The following is a 16,676-nucleotide window of genomic DNA, read 5'->3' on the forward strand; positions in this document are numbered from 1 at the left end:
AGGCACGAGGCTGCGATGGGTTGCGAAGCGGCCCCATAAGGCGGTCCTGCGGCCCGCATCGCAGCCTCGTCCCTCGTCAGCGACTACAAGTGTCTTTGCCAGTCCTTTAACGCTGATGCACCAGGTTCCCTGCTGCGTAAGTCTGCTCAACCGTGCGGTCGTCACCCAAAGTCATCAACACAAACAACGTATCGGCGATGTCTTTGGATTGTTGCAGGCGATAGCTCATCAGCGGCGTAGCGTTGTAGTCCAGTACCACAAAGTCTGCGTCGGTACCCGGTTTCAGGGTGCCGATCTTGTCTTCCAGGCGCAGTGCCCGTGCGCCCCCCAAGGTGGCCAAATACAGCGACTTGAACGGGTTGAGGCGTGCGCCTTGCAGTTGCATCACCTTGTAGGCTTCGTTCAAGGTGTTGAGCAGCGAGAAGCTTGTCCCGGCGCCTACGTCGGTACCCAGGCCAACATTGAGCTTGTGCTTTTCGGCCATCGGCAAGTTGAACAGGCCGCTGCCCAAAAACAGATTGGACGTCGGGCAGAAGGCCACGGCGGAGCCAGTTTCAGCCAGGCGCGCGCATTCTTCATCGCACAGGTGCACGCCGTGAGCAAAGACCGAGCGTTCGCCCAAGAGTTGGTAATGGTCGTACACGTCCAGATAGCCTTTGCGCTCCGGGAACAGCGATTTGACCCACTCGATTTCCTGAAGGTTCTCGCTGATGTGGGTGTGCAAATACACGTCCGGGTATTCGCTCAACAACTTGCCCGCCAGGGTTAATTGTTCTGGTGTGCTGGTCGGCGCGAAACGCGGGGTCACGGCGTAGTGCAAGCGGCCTTGACCATGCCAGCGTTCGATCAGCGCCTTGCTGTCGTTGTAGCCCGATTCGGCAGTGTCTGTCAGGTAGTCCGGTGCATTGCGGTCCATCATGACTTTGCCTGCGATTAGGCGCAGGTCCAGACGTTGTGCGGCTTCGAACAGGGCATCTACCGATTGCGGGTGCACACTGCCGAAGACCAGGGCCGTGGTTGTGCCGTTGCGTAGTAGCTCTTTCAGGAAAATATCCGCGACTTTCTCGGCATGTGCCTTGTCGGCGAACTGGTTTTCGCACGGGAACGTGTAGGTGTTCAGCCAGTCGAGCAGCTGCTCGCCGTAGGCGCCAATCATTCCGGTCTGTGGGAAATGGATATGGGTGTCGATAAAGCCCGGGGTGATCAGCGCATCGCTGTAGAAGGTAATGTCAGTGTCGGCAGGTAACGTCTCGAGCAGGTCCAGGGCATTGCCCAGCGCGGTGATTTTGCCGTCCTCGACCACCAGCAGGCCATCTTCAAAATACTCGTAGGAGGCCTCTATCCCGACTTCGGCAGGGTCGGCGATGCTGTGCAGAATGGCGGCGCGGTAGGCTTTACAGGTCATAACAACTCTCAGTGCGTGGCATGGCTGCGTCGCGAAGACGCCACCAATTGTGTAAGGGGTTCAGCGCCAATCGGTTCGGCGCAGGCAGTGTGCTGGCCGAAGTGGGCGTTATAAGTGGCGATAATTTCGCCGGCGATGGAGATCGCGATTTCAATCGGTAGCTTGCCCTTCACCTCATTTAAGCCCATCGGGCAGCGCATACGCTGCAAAGGCGCGGCGCTGATGCCGCGCTCACGCAGACGATGTTCAAACTTCATGCGCTTGGTTTTTGAGCCAATCAAGCCGAAGTAGGCAAAGTCGTTGCGTTTGAGCAGGGCGGCGCTGAGTTCCAGGTCCAGAGCGTGATTATGCGTCATGACGATGCAGTAGCAACCCGCTGGCAGCGTATTGATTTCATCGACCGGGTCTTCACAGACTATTTTGCGTACCCCGGCCGGTATCAATGCCGGGAATTCTTGCTCCCGTGAATCAATCCAGCGCACGCGGCAGGGCAGGCTGGCCAGCAGGGGCACCAGTGCGCGGGCGACATGCCCGGCGCCGAACACGGCTATGTGTGCTTGCACCTGGCCCATGGTTTCAAACAGCAGCACCGCCACGCCGCCGCAGCATTGGCCAAGGCTGGCGCCGAGGCTGAAACGCTGCACATGCGGCCCCTGCGAGCGGGCTGTGAGCATATCGCGGGCGATGTGCATGGCTTTGAATTCCAGATGGCCGCCACCGATGGTGTCGTAGACCTGACTGGCGCTGATCAGCATCTTTGCCCCCGCATTTCGCGGTGTTGAGCCTTGTTCTTCGATAAGCGTGACCAGTACGCTCGGTTCACCCTGTTGCTGCAAATCGGCCAGTGCGCGGATCCAGTCATTCATGCTTATCTCCCGCGACGTGTCGACGCATCTGCTCACAGCCCCACAACACCCGTTCCGGCGTGGCAGGCGTATCAATAGCCGGTTGCACGCGATAATCGGCGAGGCTCGCGACCGCGTCTTTTATCGCGCACCACGCGGCAATACCGAGCATAAAGGGCGGCTCGCCCACGGCTTTGGAATGGAACACCGTGTCTTCCGGGTTTTTGCGGTTTTCGACCAATTTCACCCGCAGATCCAATGGCATGTCGGCCACCGCCGGGATCTTGTAGCTGGCCGGGCCGCTGGTCAGCAGCTTGCCCTTGGCGTTCCATACCAGTTCTTCGCTGGTCAGCCAGCCCACGCCCTGCACATAGCCGCCTTCAACCTGGCCCACATCAATGGCCGGGTTCAGCGAGGCGCCCACGTCATGCAGGATGTCGGTACGCAACATTTTGTATTCCCCGGTCAGGGTGTCGACGATCACCTCTGCGCAGGCAACCCCAAAAGCGTAGTAGTAAAACGGCCGGCCACGGGCCTGGCTGCGGTCGTAAAAGATCTTTGGGGTTTTGTAATAGCCGGTACTGGAGAGCGAGACTTGGCCGAAGTAGGCCTGCTGGATCAGTGCTGCAAAATTCAGAATCTGTTCACCGATGCGTACCAATCCGTTATGGAACACCACGTCCTGGGCGCTGACCTGGTACTTTTCTGCGGCAAACTCAATCAATCGCTGCTTGATGGTTTGAGCCGCATTTTGCGCTGCCTTGCCATTCAGGTCTGCCCCGCTGGAGGCCGCCGTGGGTGAGGTGTTGGGCACTTTCTCGGTATGAGTGGCGGTGATGTGCACGCGGTCGACTTCCACCTGAAACACCTCGGCCACCACTTGCGCGACCTTGATATTCAGGCCCTGGCCCATTTCTGTGCCGCCGTGGTTCAAGTGAATGCTGCCATCGGTGTAAATGTGTATCAGCGCTCCGGCCTGGTTGAGAAAGCTGGCAGTGAACGAAATGCCGAATTTGACCGGGGTGAGGGCCAGGCCTTTTTTCAGGATCGGGCTGCTGGCGTTGAAGGCTATGATCGCTGCACGGCGCTGCGCGTATTGGCTGCTGGCTTCGAGATCGGCGGTCATTTCATGGAGCAAGTTGTGCTCCACGGGTTGGTAATAGTGAGTCACGTTGCGCTCGGTTTTGCCGTAGTAATTGACCTTGCGCACCGCCAGCGGGTCCAGGTGCAAATGCCGGGCAATCCGGTCCATGACCTCCTCAATGGCGACCATGCCTTGCGGGCCGCCGAAGCCGCGATACGCCGTATTGGAGGCCGTGTTGGTTTTGCAGCGGTGCCCATGGATTGTGGCATCGCCCAAGTAATACGCGTTGTCGGCGTGAAACATGGCGCGGTCAACAATGGACCCTGACAAGTCGGGCGAGTAGCCGCAGTTGGCCGCCAGGTCCAGTTGGATACCTTGCAGCCGCCCGTTGTCATCGAAGCCGACGTCGTACTCGATATAAAAAGGGTGACGCTTGCCGGTCATCTGCATGTCTTCGCTTCGTGGCAGGCGCATCTTGGTTGGTTGCCCGGTCAGGTGCGCAACCACCGCACACAAGCACGCGGGGCTGGCCGCTTGGGTCTCTTTGCCACCAAAGCCGCCGCCCATGCGGCGCATGTCTACCGCGACTTTATTCATCGGTACGCCCAGCACTTCGGACACCAGCTTCTGGATCTCGGTCGGGTGCTGGGTTGAGCAATACACGATCATGCCGCCGTCTTCAGTGGGCATGACTGAAGAGATCTGTGTTTCAAGGTAAAAATGCTCTTGCCCACCGATGTGCAGTCGACCTTGCAGCCGATGGGTGGCCTGTCTCAGCGCGGTGCTGGCGTCGCCACGTTGGTGAGTATGGCTGTCGAGCACAAAGTGTTTTTTGCGCAGTGCTTCTACGACATCAAGTACTGGCTCAAGGTCTTCGTACTCGATCACGGCCGCCATTGCTGCCTTGCGGGCGGTGTCCAGGTCGCTGGCGGCCACCGCTAGTACCGGCTGCCCGAAAAACTCCACGGTATCGATGGCCAATAACGGATCGCCCGGCAACAGCGGGCCGATGTCTTTGAGGCCGGGGATGTCCTCGTGGGTGATCACCCGTCGCACACCGGCAAAGGCATAGCAGGGCGCGGTATCGATGCGGATGATGCGTGCGTGGGCTCGGTCAGACAAACGCGCGTACACGTGCAACTGGTTGGGGAATTCCAGCCGGTCATCGATGTACTGTGCCTCGCCCGACACATGTTTATCTGCGCTGTCATGTTTGACGCTGCGGCCCACACCGGTTTTCAAATCCTGGGCAAACAGGGCGCTCAGTTCAGCCTGGGACATTTCGATCGCGTGAGAGTTAGACATAAGCCGTTACCCGCGTTTGAAGGTCCGGGGTTTGCTGTTCGATAAAGTATTTGCGCAACAGGTTTTGCGCGCACAGCAAGCGGTATTCCTTGCTGGCGCGAAAGTCCGAGAGCGGGCTGAAATCCTGCGAGAAGGCGTTGCAGGCTCGCTGCACCGTTGCGTTGTTCCAGGGCGCGTTGTGCAAGACCGCCTCGCAGGCGCTGGCGCGTTTGGGCGTGCCTGCCATGCCGCCGAAGGCTATGCGGGCGTCGATCACCACGCCGTTTTCGATGTGCAGATTGAACGCAGCGCACACGGCGCTGATGTCGTCATCAAGACGCTTGGAGATTTTATAGGCGCGAAAAAAATGGCTGGCCTTGGCGCGCGGGATGACGATTTTCTCGATGAATTCGCCTTCAGCTTGGGCGGTCACCCGGTAGTCCAGAAAGTAATCTTCCAGCGCCAGCGTGCGACGTGTAGCCCCTTTGCGTAAAACCAGTTGTGAGCCGAGGGCAATCAGCAGAGGTGGCGAATCACCAATGGGCGAAGCGTTGCCGATGTTGCCGCCCAAGGTGCCCTGGTTGCGAATTTGCAGCGAAGCAAAACGCTGTAACAGCTCACCGAAGTCCGGGTATTCGGCGTTGAGCGTGTGGTAAACATCCGCGAGCGTCACTGCAGCGCCGATTTCGAGGCGATCGGCAAAGCGTTCGATGCGCTTTAGCTCGGCAATCTGCCCGAGAGCAATCATCACCGGCAGGCTGCGGTGAAGTTGCGTGACCTCCAGCGCCAGGTCGGTCCCGCCCGCCAGCAGGCGCGCCTGGGGATGCGCTGCATAGGCACGGGCCAGCTCGTCAAGCGTAAGCGGCAGCAGGCAACGGTTGTCGCCGTTATTCAGTTCGCTGGCGCCGACGGGGCGGATGGCCTTGAGCTTGGCCAAGGTCGCGCCGTGTTGTGCATCAAATTGGTCCGCAGGCACTGAGTGGCAGGCTTGCGCCGCGGCGGCCAGAATCGGTCGATAGCCGGTGCAGCGGCAGAGGTTGCCGGCCAGTGCTTCGTGGGCCTGCTGGTGGTTGGCCTCAGGGCTGTTTTTTTGCAGGGCAAACAACGACATGACAAAGCCGGGTGTGCAAAAGCCGCATTGCGAGCCGTGGCAGTCGACCAGCGCCTGCTGCACGCTGTGGAGCTGGCCCTGGTGCTTGAGGTCTTCGACGCTGATTAACTGCTTGCCATGCAAGGCCGAAACGAAGGTCAGGCAGGCATTCAGGCTGCGATAGCGCAGGCCTTCAGTGCCTTGCTCGTCGGTATGCAACTCACCAATAACCACTGTGCAGGCGCCGCAATCACCGCTGGCACAACCTTCCTTGGTGCCGGGTTTGTGCAGGTGCTGACGCAGGTAATTAAGTACGGTGAGGTTGGGGTCCAGTGCATGTTCAGTGCGTAGCGTCTGATTAATTAAAAACTGGATCACGGGCGGCCTCGCACTGCACTATTTTTATCGGGCGGGATGAATTGAATCTAGTCATTGCTGACTTCAGGGTCAAGAAATGCCAGTGAGTCATCCCGGTGACTGATCACAACACGATTTATTTGCTTATTTCGTGCCACATTCGGCGCCCGAGACACTCTGCTTGCACCGCGCAAGTGCGTTACACTCCGCCGCCTGCACTGATCGAAGATTTTGAAGGTACAACATGACGTTCAAGGCGCCGGATAGCCTCGCCGAGCAAATAGCTCACCACCTCGCTGAGCGGATTATTCGTGGCGAGCTCAAGCCTGGAGAACGCATTCAAGAACAGAAGGTAACGCTGGCGCTCAATGTCAGCCGCGGCTCTGTGCGCGAAGCGTTGTTGATCCTGGAGCGTCGACACTTGATCGCGATCCTTCCACGGCGTGGCGCGCATGTCACCGAGCTCACTGCGCACAAGGTGCAGAGCCTGTGCACGTTGATGAGCGAGATGTACATCCTGCTCGGCAATGCCGTTGCGCAGCGCTGGACAGCGCCGTCTGACCTGGGGCCTTTCCTGCAAATCCAGCAGCGTCTGGTCGACAGCTACGAGCGCCAGGACATCAGCGCCTTTGTTGAAGACAGCTTCAACGTGATGCGCGCTGCCTACCCGTTTGCCGATAACCCGTATCTGCAAGAAACCGTCGAAAACCTGCACCCGGCCATGAGCCGTGCCTATTACCTGGCACTGGAGCAACGCAAGGCCGAGATGAGCGAGTTTCTGGCGCTGTTCGCAGAGCTGCTTGAGGCTGTTCTGGCGCGTGACTTATCGCAAATTCGTGTCGTACTGAGCCGATATGCTCAGCGCAGCTGTGACCTGGTGTTGTCTGCCTTGACGGTTGCCTGAACGTGCGTCTCAAGTGCATCAAACTGGCGGGCTTCAAATCCTTCGTTGACCCGACCACGGTTAACTTTCCGAGCAATATGGCGGCCGTGGTTGGCCCCAACGGTTGCGGCAAGTCGAACATTATCGACGCCGTGCGTTGGGTAATGGGCGAAAGCTCGGCCAAAAACCTGCGCGGCGAGTCGATGACTGACGTCATCTTCAACGGCTCCACCAGCCGTAAACCCGTGAGTCAGGCCAGCATTGAACTGGTATTTGATAACTCCGACGGTACGTTGCTGGGCGAATATGCGGCCTACGCCGAGATCTCCATCCGCCGTAAGGTGACCCGCGACAGCCAGACCACCTATTACCTCAACGGCACCAAGTGCCGTCGTCGTGACATCACCGATATTTTCCTCGGCACCGGCCTGGGGCCGCGCAGCTACTCGATCATCGAGCAGGGCATGATCTCCAAGCTGATCGAGTCCAAGCCCGAAGACCTGCGCAACTTTATCGAAGAAGCGGCCGGCATCTCCAAGTACAAGGAGCGGCGTCGCGAGACCGAAAACCGGATTCGTCGCACCCACGAAAACCTCGCGCGCCTTACCGACTTGCGTGAAGAGTTGGGTCGACAGCTTGAGCGTCTGCACCGTCAGGCCCAGGCCGCCGAGAAGTACCAGGAATACAAAGCCGAAGAGCGTCAGCTCAAGGCGCAGTTGTCCGCGTTGCGTTGGCAAGCCCTGAACGAGCAGGTGGGGCAGCGCGAAACGATCATTGGCGATCAAGAAGTCAGTTTTGAAGCGTTGGTCGCTGAGCAGCGCAATGCCGATGCCAGCATCGAACGCCTGCGTGACGGGCATCACGACCTGTCAGAACGCTTCAATTTGGTGCAAGGGCGCTTCTATTCAGTGGGCGGCGACATCGCCCGCGTCGAACAAAGCATCCAGCACGGCCAGCAACGTTTGCGTCAGTTACAAGACGACTTGCGCGAAGCCGAGCGCTCGCGTCTTGAAACCGAGTCGCACCTGGGGCATGACCGCACGATGCTGGCCACGCTGGGTGAAGAGCTCGACATGTTGGTGCCCGAGCAGGAACTGACCAGCGCCGCCGCTGAAGAGTCGGCTGCTGCGCTCGAAGAATCCGAAGTCACCATGCATGCCTGGCAAGAGCAGTGGGATGCTTTCAACCTGCGCTCGGCTGAGCCGCAACGCCAATCCGAAGTCCTGCAAGCGCGTATCCAGCAGTTGGAAACCAGCATGGAGCGTGTGGCTGAACGCCAGCGTCGTTTGGCCGAAGAGCGTGCCTTGCTCGCCGCAGACCCGGAAGATGCAGCGATCCTTGAACTGAGCGAGTTGCTGGCGACCAGCGAACTGACCCAAGAAGAGTTGCAAGCCAGCGAAGAACAGGTGATCGAGCGTCTTGAGCAAGTGCGTCACGACTTGCAGCAAGCCACGCAAAACCAGCAGCAGGCTCAGGGCGAGTTGCAGCGGCTTAACGGTCGTCTGGCTTCCCTTGAAGCGCTGCAGCAAGCCGCGTTGGACCCTGGCGCCGGTGCAGGCGAATGGCTGCGTGAGCAGCAATTGGCTGAGCGTCCACGTCTGGCGGAAGGCCTGCGGGTTGAAGCCGGATGGGAGCTTGCGGTCGAAACGGTGCTGGGTGCCGACCTCCAGGCCGTGTTGGTGGATGATTTTTCCCAAGTGGATCTGGCGGGCTTTGCCCAAGGTGATTTACGCCTGTTCAGCGCCGACGCCACCGCGAGCCGCATCGCGGGCAGTTTGCTGGACAAAGTCGAAGCCGATTTTGACTTGGCGCCTTGGCTGGGGCAGGTCAAACCGGTCGAAACCCTTGAACAGGCACTGGCAGCGCGCGGGCAACTGGCCGACGGCCAAAGCCTGATCAGCCGTGACGGTTATTGGGTCGGGCGCAACTTTTTGCGTGTGCGCCGCGCCAGTGAAGCCGAAAGCGGCGTGTTGGCCCGCGGCCAGGAAATCCAGCGTCTGGGGATTGAGCGCGAAGAGCGTGAAGCGACTTTGGCGACCCTTGAGGATCAGTTGCAACGCTTGCGTGAGCAGCAAGTCGCTCAAGAAGACGCGCGTGAGCAAGTTCGTCGCCGCTTGCAGGACGAAGCCCGCCAACAAGGCGAGATCAAAGCCAAGCTGTCTGCCAGTAAAGCCAAGGTCGAGCAGTTGACCTTGCGCCGTCGGCGGCTTGACGAAGAGCTGGCCGAGCTCAGCGAGCAACGTGCGCTGGAGCATGAGCACGTTGGTGAGGCGCGCCTGAACTTGCAGCAAGCGCTGGATGCGATGGCCACTGACACCGAGCAGCGCGAACTGCTACTGGCTCAACGCGACAGCTTGCGCGAACGCCTTGATCGGGTGCGTCAAGAAGCCCGTCAGCACAAGGATCACGCCCACCAATTGGCCGTTCGCCTGGGCTCACTCAGGGCGCAGCACGATTCGACCCGTCAGGCGCTGGAGCGGCTGGAGCTGCAATCTGAGCGGCTCGCTGAAAAGCGTGAGCAGCTCACCCTCAATCTGGAGGAGGGCGAAGCCCCTCTTGAAGAGCTGCGCCTTAAACTTGAAGAGTTGCTGGATAAACGCCTGAGCGTTGACGAGGAACTTAAAGTTGCGCAATTGGCTCTTGAAGATGCGGACCGTGAATTGCGCGACGCTGAAAAGCGCCGCAACCAGGCCGAGCAACAGTCTCAACTGATTCGTGGCCAGCTTGAGCAGCAGCGTATGGAATGGCAGGCGCTGACAGTTCGGCGCACGGCCTTGCAAGATCAGTTGCTGGCAGACGGTTATGACTTGCACGGGGTGCTGGCAACATTGAGTAACGAACTCAATGAGCAGCAGGCCGAAGAGGAACTTGAGCGGATTGCTGCGCGCATTCAGCGTTTGGGTGCGATTAACCTCGCGGCCATTGATGAATACCAGCAGCAGTCCGAGCGTAAGCGTTATCTGGATGCCCAGGATGCCGATCTGGTCGAAGCACTGGACACCCTGGAAAACGTTATTCGCAAGATTGATAAAGAAACCCGCAGTCGCTTCAAAGACACCTTTGATCAGATAAATGGTGGATTACAGGCACTTTTCCCAAAAGTTTTCGGTGGCGGCAGCGCTTATTTGGAACTGACGGGCGAAGATTTACTCGATACAGGGGTAACGATCATGGCGAGGCCGCCGGGCAAAAAGAACAGCACGATTCATTTGCTGTCCGGTGGTGAGAAGGCATTGACGGCTCTGGCATTGGTTTTTGCCATTTTTAAACTCAATCCGGCGCCGTTCTGCATGCTCGACGAAGTTGATGCACCGCTTGATGACGCGAACGTGGGGCGCTATGCGCGGTTGGTTAAAGAGATGTCCCAGACCGTGCAATTCATCTACATCACCCACAACAAAATCGCCATGGAAATGGCTGATCAGTTGATGGGGGTGACGATGCATGAGCCAGGTTGTTCACGTCTTGTTGCGGTTGATGTTGAGGAAGCAATGGCAATGGTCGATGCATGAGCTATAAGCAAGTAGGGGTAAAATTTTCTTCATGTAAGAAAATCCCTACAGATTTGGCTGATGAGACGTGTAGGTCATCGGCTACATGGGCCTAACTCAAGGTGACAGACGGTGTAAAGTTATCTTTGGTCGTGTTAATTTAGCGTCTAATTTTTTTGCACGTGGAAAAACGTCATTCAGAACATAGAGTTGGCGCCACGTTTTAAAGGGCTTTAGGCTCTTCTTCATAGAATCATTTTTTTAGGGGCACGGGATTACATGGAAATCGGTCTGCGCGAGTGGCTGATAGTCATCGGCATAGTGGTCATCGCCGGTATTCTTTTTGACGGCTGGCGTCGTATGCGTGGCGGTAAAGGGAAGCTCAAGTTTCGTCTTGACCGCAGTTTTTCCAATGTGCCCGACGAGGAAAACAGCGCCGAGCTGTTAGGCCCGTCACGGGTTTTGGATACGCCGGATCACAAAGAGCCGCAGCTCGATGAGCATGACCTGCCATCGGTAAGCATGCCGCCCCGTGAGAAGTCCTCCAAGCGCGGTAAACGTGCCAGTGAGCCAAGCCAGGGTGACTTGAACCTCAACCTCGATCTTGATGATGACGGTCCAAGCTTCAGTGCGCGTGACGATGATGCCCCTGTTGAAACCAAGCCACGTGGGCGTCAGACGCCAGCGGTGGCTGCGGCAGAAAACAAAGAGCCTGCACCTGCAACCGAAGAAGTGCTGGTCATCAGCGTTATCAGCCGTGACCCGGCAGGTTTCAAAGGCCCGGCGCTGCTGCAGAACATTCTTGAGAGCGGCTTGCGTTTCGGTGAGATGGATATTTTCCACCGTCACGAAAGCATGGCCGGCAATGGCGAAGTCCTGTTCTCCATGGCCAACGCCGTCAAACCGGGCGTGTTCGATCTGGACGACATCGATCTGTTCAGCACGCCAGCGGTGAGCTTCTTCCTCGGCTTGCCAGGCCCGCGTCATCCCAAGCAGGCGTTTGATGTGATGGTGGCAGCGGCCCGCAAGTTGTCCCAGGAACTCAACGGCGAACTCAAAGACGACCAGCGCAGTGTGTTGACGGCTCAGACTATTGAGCATTACCGCCAGCGCATCGTCGAATTCGAGCGTCGTGCCCTGACTCAAAAACGCTAAAGCCGTGGGGGCCGCGTGATCGCTCCCGCTGAGTGCACTATGAATTAACACATGAGCAGCCTCGGCTGCTCATTTGCTTTGTGAGAGAAACCCCCCATGACCGCCGCCAATACCCGCATTTTAGAGCTGCGCGCTGAACTGGATCAGCATAACTACCGCTACCACGTACTCGACGAGCCGAGCATCCCGGACGCCGAGTACGACCGGCTGTTTCGTGAGCTTAAAGCCCTGGAAGCGGAGCACCCGGAACTGGTGACGGCAGATTCGCCGACCCAGCGCGTGGGCAGTGCGGCGTTGTCGGCCTTTACTCAAGTGCGTCACGAAGTGCCCATGTTGAGCCTGGGCAACGCGTTTGATGAAACCGACATGCGCGAATTTGATCGGCGTGTCAGCGAGGGGCTGGATTTACCGGCTGGCGACCTGTTCGGCGGCGGTGCAGAAGTTGAATACAGCTGCGAGCCCAAGCTCGACGGTCTGGCTGTCAGCTTGCTGTATCAGGATGGCGTTCTGGTGCGCGGCGCGACTCGAGGTGATGGCACCACCGGTGAAGACATCAGCGTCAACGTGCGCACCGTGCGCAATATCCCGCTCAAGTTGCAGGGCAGCGGCTGGCCTGCGGTACTTGAAGTGCGCGGCGAGGTGTTTATGTCCAAGGCGGGTTTTGACCGCCTCAATGAAGCCCAGCTTGCGGCGGGTGGCAAAACCTTTGCCAACCCGCGTAACGCAGCGGCTGGCAGCCTGCGCCAGTTGGATTCGAAAATCACCGCCAGCCGTCCGCTGGAGTTTTGCTGCTATGGGCTGGGGCAAGTTTCTGAAGAGTTTGCCGACACGCACATTGGCAATCTCAAGCAGTTGCAGCAGTGGGGCATGCCCATCAGTCACGAGTTGAAACTGGCCAAAGGCATTGCCGAGTGCCTGGACTACTACCGTGACATTGGTGAGCGTCGTGCCTCGTTGGCGTATGAAATCGACGGCGTGGTGTTCAAGGTCAACAGCCTGGCCTCGCAACGCGAACTGGGCTTTCGCGCCCGTGAACCGCGCTGGGCAATCGCCCATAAATTCCCGGCAATGGAAGAACTGACCGAACTGCTGGATGTTGAATTTCAGGTCGGGCGAACGGGGGCAGTCACTCCGGTTGCACGCCTGAAGCCAGTCAAGGTGGCGGGCGTGACCGTGTCTAATGCCACGTTGCACAACATGGACGAAGTGGCACGCTTGGGTCTGATGATTCACGACACCGTGATCATTCGCCGTGCCGGAGATGTGATCCCGCAGGTGGTGCAAGTGGTGCTCGACCGGCGCCCTGACAACGCGCGCCCGGTGCACATCCCGCAAAACTGCCCGGTGTGCGGCTCCCACGTCGAGCGCACGCAATTGATCAAGCGCAGCAAGGGTCGCGAAACCGTCAGCGAAGGTGCCGTGTACCGCTGCGTCGGGCGGCTGGCCTGTGGTGCGCAATTGAAGCAGGCGATCATCCATTTCGTCTCGCGACGGGCGATGGACATTGAAGGCCTTGGAGAAAAGAGCGTTGAGCAGTTGGTCGATGAAGGTCTGGTGAGTTCGCCGGCCGACCTGTACACCCTGTCGTTTGAGCAAATCGTCGACCTTGAAGGCTTTGCCGAGCTGTCGAGCAACAACTTGTTGGCGGCCATTGCCGACAGCAAGCGTCCGACACTGGCGCGTTTTATCTACGCATTGGGTATTCCTGATGTAGGCGAGGAGACAGCCAAAGTCCTGGCGCGCTCATTGGGCTCTCTGGAGCGCGTGCAGCGTGCGTTGCCGCAAGTGCTCACGTACTTGCCGGACGTGGGCCTGGAAGTGGCTCACGAGATCCACAGCTTCTTTAGCGATGATCACAACCGCCAAGTGATTGGTCAATTGCTGGAGCGCGGTCTGCAATTGCAGGATCAAGGTGAGTTGGGCGCTGAATTTGCCGCCAGCGCGACCTTGGGCGGGTTGATCGACAAGCTGCACATTCCGTCTGTTGGGCCGGGCGGGGCGCAGAAGCTGGCCGACAAATTTGACACCCTTGAGCGCGTGATTAACGCCGATTGGCTGGACATGCGTCAGGCCTTGCCTGAAAAGCAAGCCAAGGCTGTGCGCGACTTCTTCGACAACCCGGACAATGCGCGACTGGCGCTGGACGTCGAAGCGCAACTGCGCGACTTCGGCATGCATTGGCAGAGCGAGAAAAAAACCGTAGAAGGCTTGCCGCTGGCCGGGCAGACCTGGGTGCTGACCGGCTCGCTGGAATTGATGAGTCGCGACGTTGCCAAAGAAAAGCTGGAAAGCCTAGGCGCCAAAGTCTCGGGCTCGGTGTCCGGCAAAACCCACTGCGTCGTGGCCGGGCCGGGGGCGGGGTCCAAATTGACCAAGGCCAATGAACTGGGTCTCAAGGTGCTGGATGAAGAAGCGTTTGTAGCGTTCCTCAAAGAGCAGGGTATTAGCCTGTAACGGCTGCAAAACCTGTAGTCGCTGCCGCAGGCTGCGAAGGGTTGCGAAGCAATCCGTTGCCTCGTAGCCTGCGCGAGCTTCATCGCAGCCTTCGGCAGCGACTACTGAGCCAAATACATGCCCGAATCCAAGTACTTGAACCCATTCATTTTTTTATTCTTGAAGCAGCGGTTGTAAGTTTTCGTCAGATAGGTACAATGGCGCCGTTCGCTGCTAGGCGGATGTTGTTATGGTGACCCTATCGGTCCCTCCGCAACGATTACCCGTGAACCTGGTCAGAGCCGGAAGGCAGCAGCCACAGCGGGAACATTGTGTGCCGGGGTGTGGCTGGTGGGGTTGCCTCCATTTTAAGAACCCTCAATTCGCAGGGTTTTTACTCCAAAACAAAATTTTCTCCTTTATACATCTCGACTGCTGAATGCTCGGTCGACGTATTTTCACGTCCGCCTGAAATGCCTGGCCATGAGCGCCTGTGCAGTTAAAAGCGCGCACCGGATGCAATTTTGCCCCTGCTCCGCTAGCATTAGCCCCTTCCGCTTTTCAGACGCGACGGTTATCAATGAGTTATCAGGTTCTTGCACGTAAATGGCGTCCGCGCTCGTTCCGCGAAATGGTCGGCCAGACCCATGTGCTCAAGGCTCTGATCAACGCTCTGGACAGTCAGCGCCTGCACCACGCCTATCTGTTTACCGGTACGCGCGGCGTCGGCAAGACCACCATTGCGCGGATCATCGCCAAATGCCTGAACTGTGAAACAGGTATCACCTCGACGCCGTGTGGGACGTGTTCGGTGTGCCGCGAGATCGATGAGGGGCGTTTTGTCGACCTGATCGAGATCGACGCCGCGAGCCGGACCAAGGTCGAGGACACGCGAGAGCTGCTCGACAACGTGCAGTACGCGCCAAGCCGTGGGCGCTTCAAGGTCTACTTGATCGACGAAGTGCACATGCTTTCCAGCCATTCCTTCAATGCGCTGTTGAAAACCCTCGAAGAGCCGCCGCCCTACGTCAAATTCATTTTGGCGACCACCGATCCGCAAAAGCTGCCGGCGACGATTCTGTCTCGCTGCCTGCAGTTCTCGCTTAAAAACATGACCCCCGAGCGCGTTGTCGAGCATTTGACCCATGTGTTGAGTGTCGAGAACGTGCCGTTCGAAGACGATGCACTGTGGCTGCTGGGCCGTGCCGCAGATGGTTCGATGCGTGACGCCATGAGCCTGACCGACCAGGCGATTGCCTTCGGTGAGGGCAAAGTGTTGGCGACGGATGTGCGGGCGATGCTCGGCACGCTGGATCACGGCCAGGTATTTGATCTGTTGCACGCCTTGATCCAGGGTGATGCACGGGCACTGCTGGAGGCTGTGCGGCACTTGGCCGAGCAGGGCCCGGACTGGAATGGTGTGCTTTCCGAGATCCTTAACGTTTTCCACCGGGTGGCAATTGCCCAGGCGTTGCCTGAAGGCGTCGACAACGGTCACGGCGACCGCGACCGGGTGCTGGCGCTGGCGCAAGCGATGCCTGCCGAAGACGTTCAGTTTTATTACCAGATGGGCCTGATCGGCCGACGCGATCTGCCGTTGGCGCCAGACCCGCGTGGTGGCTTTGAAATGGTCTTGCTGCGAATGCTGGCCTTCCGCCCGGCGGACACCGGCGATGCGCCGAGTCAGCCGCTAAAGCCAGTGGGGATCAGCCAGGCCACAGTTGATTCCGCCAACACCGTGGCGGGCTCGACGGCTGCTGCGCCAGCCGTTACGCCGCGCGCAGAACCTGTTCCGGTGGCAGTAGCTGCTGCGCCGGTGGCTGAGGTTGGGGCTCCTGAGCCTGAGCGGGTGGCCCCTGAAGCACCGCCAGCAGCCGAAATCGACTTGCCCTGGAATGAGCGCCCGGCGCCGGTGATCGAAGACGAGATCACGTCAGAGCCTGTACTCGAGACCGTCAGTGAGCAGCCGGATTTACCGCCCATGCCGCTGCCGACCCCGGACAGCGTGGTGCCTGACGCGCCGGAGTGGGTTGCCGCACCTGTTCACGAGCCAACGCCCGAGCAAGTCGACGCCGCGCTGTCCGGTATGGACCGCGACGATGAACCGCCGCTGGACGAGGACTATATCGAGCCGGACATGGATTCTGCGGCCTATAGTTACCTGGACGAGTTGGCCAGCGAACATGCCGTCGAGCCGCAGCCCGAGCCCGAACCATTACCGGCAGCCATGCCTGCCACGGGCTTGGCCCTTGAATGGCTGAACATGTTCCCCCAATTACCGGTATCAGGGATGACGGCCAGCATTGGCGCCAATTGCACCTTGATTGCAGTTGATGGCGATGACTGGCTGTTGCACCTGGACCCGGCCCATAGCGCCCTGTTTAACTCGACCCAGCAGCGCCGCCTGAATGATGCGTTGAACCAGTTTCATCAGCGCACACTCAAAGTGACCATTGAGCTGGTCAAGCCAGAGCAGGAAACCCCGGCCCAGGCCGCTTCGCGCTTGCGTGCAGAGCGTCAGCGCCTGGCCGAAGAGTCAATCTACGCAGACCCGTTGGTCCAGCAAATGATTGAACAATTCGGCGCAGCCGTGCGTGACGATACGATTCAACCTGTCGATGTTATTGAGGCGCAGGCCTCGTAACACCG

9 protein-coding genes and 1 other RNA gene are annotated in these 16,676 nt (G+C 58.7%); 6 read left to right on the forward strand and 4 right to left on the reverse strand.

What is annotated here, in order from left to right; translation table 11 throughout:
* Window positions 1–106 precede the first annotated feature (106 nt).
* Genes guaD through xdhA form a run of 4 tightly spaced genes read right to left on the reverse strand, consistent with a single transcriptional unit; the run spans window position 107 to window position 6,086 of the window.
* Complete coding sequence (guaD, locus tag QMX84_RS15515) at window positions 107–1,405, reverse strand: guanine deaminase (protein ID WP_282364199.1); 1,299 nt, start codon at window positions 1,403–1,405, stop codon at window positions 107–109.
* 8 nt (window positions 1,406–1,413) lie between these two features.
* A complete protein-coding gene (xdhC, locus tag QMX84_RS15520; RefSeq protein WP_282364200.1) occupies window positions 1,414–2,271 on the reverse strand; it encodes a xanthine dehydrogenase accessory protein XdhC in 858 nt (285 codons plus the stop codon).
* The gene (xdhB, locus tag QMX84_RS15525; protein WP_282364201.1) at window positions 2,264–4,639 is read right to left on the reverse strand and encodes a xanthine dehydrogenase molybdopterin binding subunit; all 2,376 of its coding nucleotides are present in this window, start codon (window positions 4,637–4,639) and stop codon (window positions 2,264–2,266) included. The genes xdhC and xdhB overlap by 8 nt, the downstream gene beginning before the upstream one ends.
* Window positions 4,632–6,086, reverse strand: a complete 1,455-nt coding sequence (gene xdhA / locus QMX84_RS15530) for a xanthine dehydrogenase small subunit (protein ID WP_282364202.1) — start codon at window positions 6,084–6,086, stop codon at window positions 4,632–4,634. Before xdhA ends, xdhB begins: the two co-directional genes overlap by 8 nt.
* A 223-nt stretch (window positions 6,087–6,309) precedes the next feature.
* Here xdhA and QMX84_RS15535 point away from each other — a divergent pair, with 223 nt between their 5' ends.
* The 6 genes from QMX84_RS15535 (at window position 6,310) to dnaX (ending at window position 16,671) form a co-directional block, all read left to right on the forward strand.
* A complete protein-coding gene (locus tag QMX84_RS15535; protein WP_282364203.1) occupies window positions 6,310–6,969 on the forward strand; it encodes a GntR family transcriptional regulator in 660 nt (219 codons plus the stop codon).
* Between the two features lie 2 nt (window positions 6,970–6,971).
* Window positions 6,972–10,460: a chromosome segregation protein SMC gene (smc, locus tag QMX84_RS15540; protein ID WP_282364204.1), complete on the forward strand. Its 3,489-nt coding sequence runs from the start codon at window positions 6,972–6,974 to the stop codon at window positions 10,458–10,460.
* 258 nt (window positions 10,461–10,718) lie between these two features.
* Window positions 10,719–11,594, forward strand: coding sequence for a cell division protein ZipA (gene zipA / locus QMX84_RS15545; RefSeq protein ID WP_153335978.1), 876 nt, complete (start codon window positions 10,719–10,721; stop codon window positions 11,592–11,594).
* Window positions 11,595–11,690: 96 nt separating this feature from the next.
* On the forward strand, window positions 11,691–14,048 hold the full coding sequence (gene ligA, locus QMX84_RS15550; RefSeq protein WP_262123948.1) for an NAD-dependent DNA ligase LigA: 2,358 nt from the start codon (window positions 11,691–11,693) through the stop codon (window positions 14,046–14,048).
* A gap of 239 nt (window positions 14,049–14,287) precedes the next feature.
* Window positions 14,288–14,384: signal recognition particle sRNA small type (ffs, locus tag QMX84_RS15555), an RNA gene on the forward strand.
* Window positions 14,385–14,607: 223 nt separating this feature from the next.
* Window positions 14,608–16,671, forward strand: coding sequence for a DNA polymerase III subunit gamma/tau (gene dnaX / locus QMX84_RS15560; protein WP_282364205.1), 2,064 nt, complete (start codon window positions 14,608–14,610; stop codon window positions 16,669–16,671).
* Window positions 16,672–16,676 lie beyond the last annotated feature (5 nt).

It is taken from the genome of Pseudomonas sp. PS01297 (assembly GCF_029959305.1).
GTDB lineage: Bacteria > Pseudomonadota > Gammaproteobacteria > Pseudomonadales > Pseudomonadaceae > Aquipseudomonas > Aquipseudomonas helleri.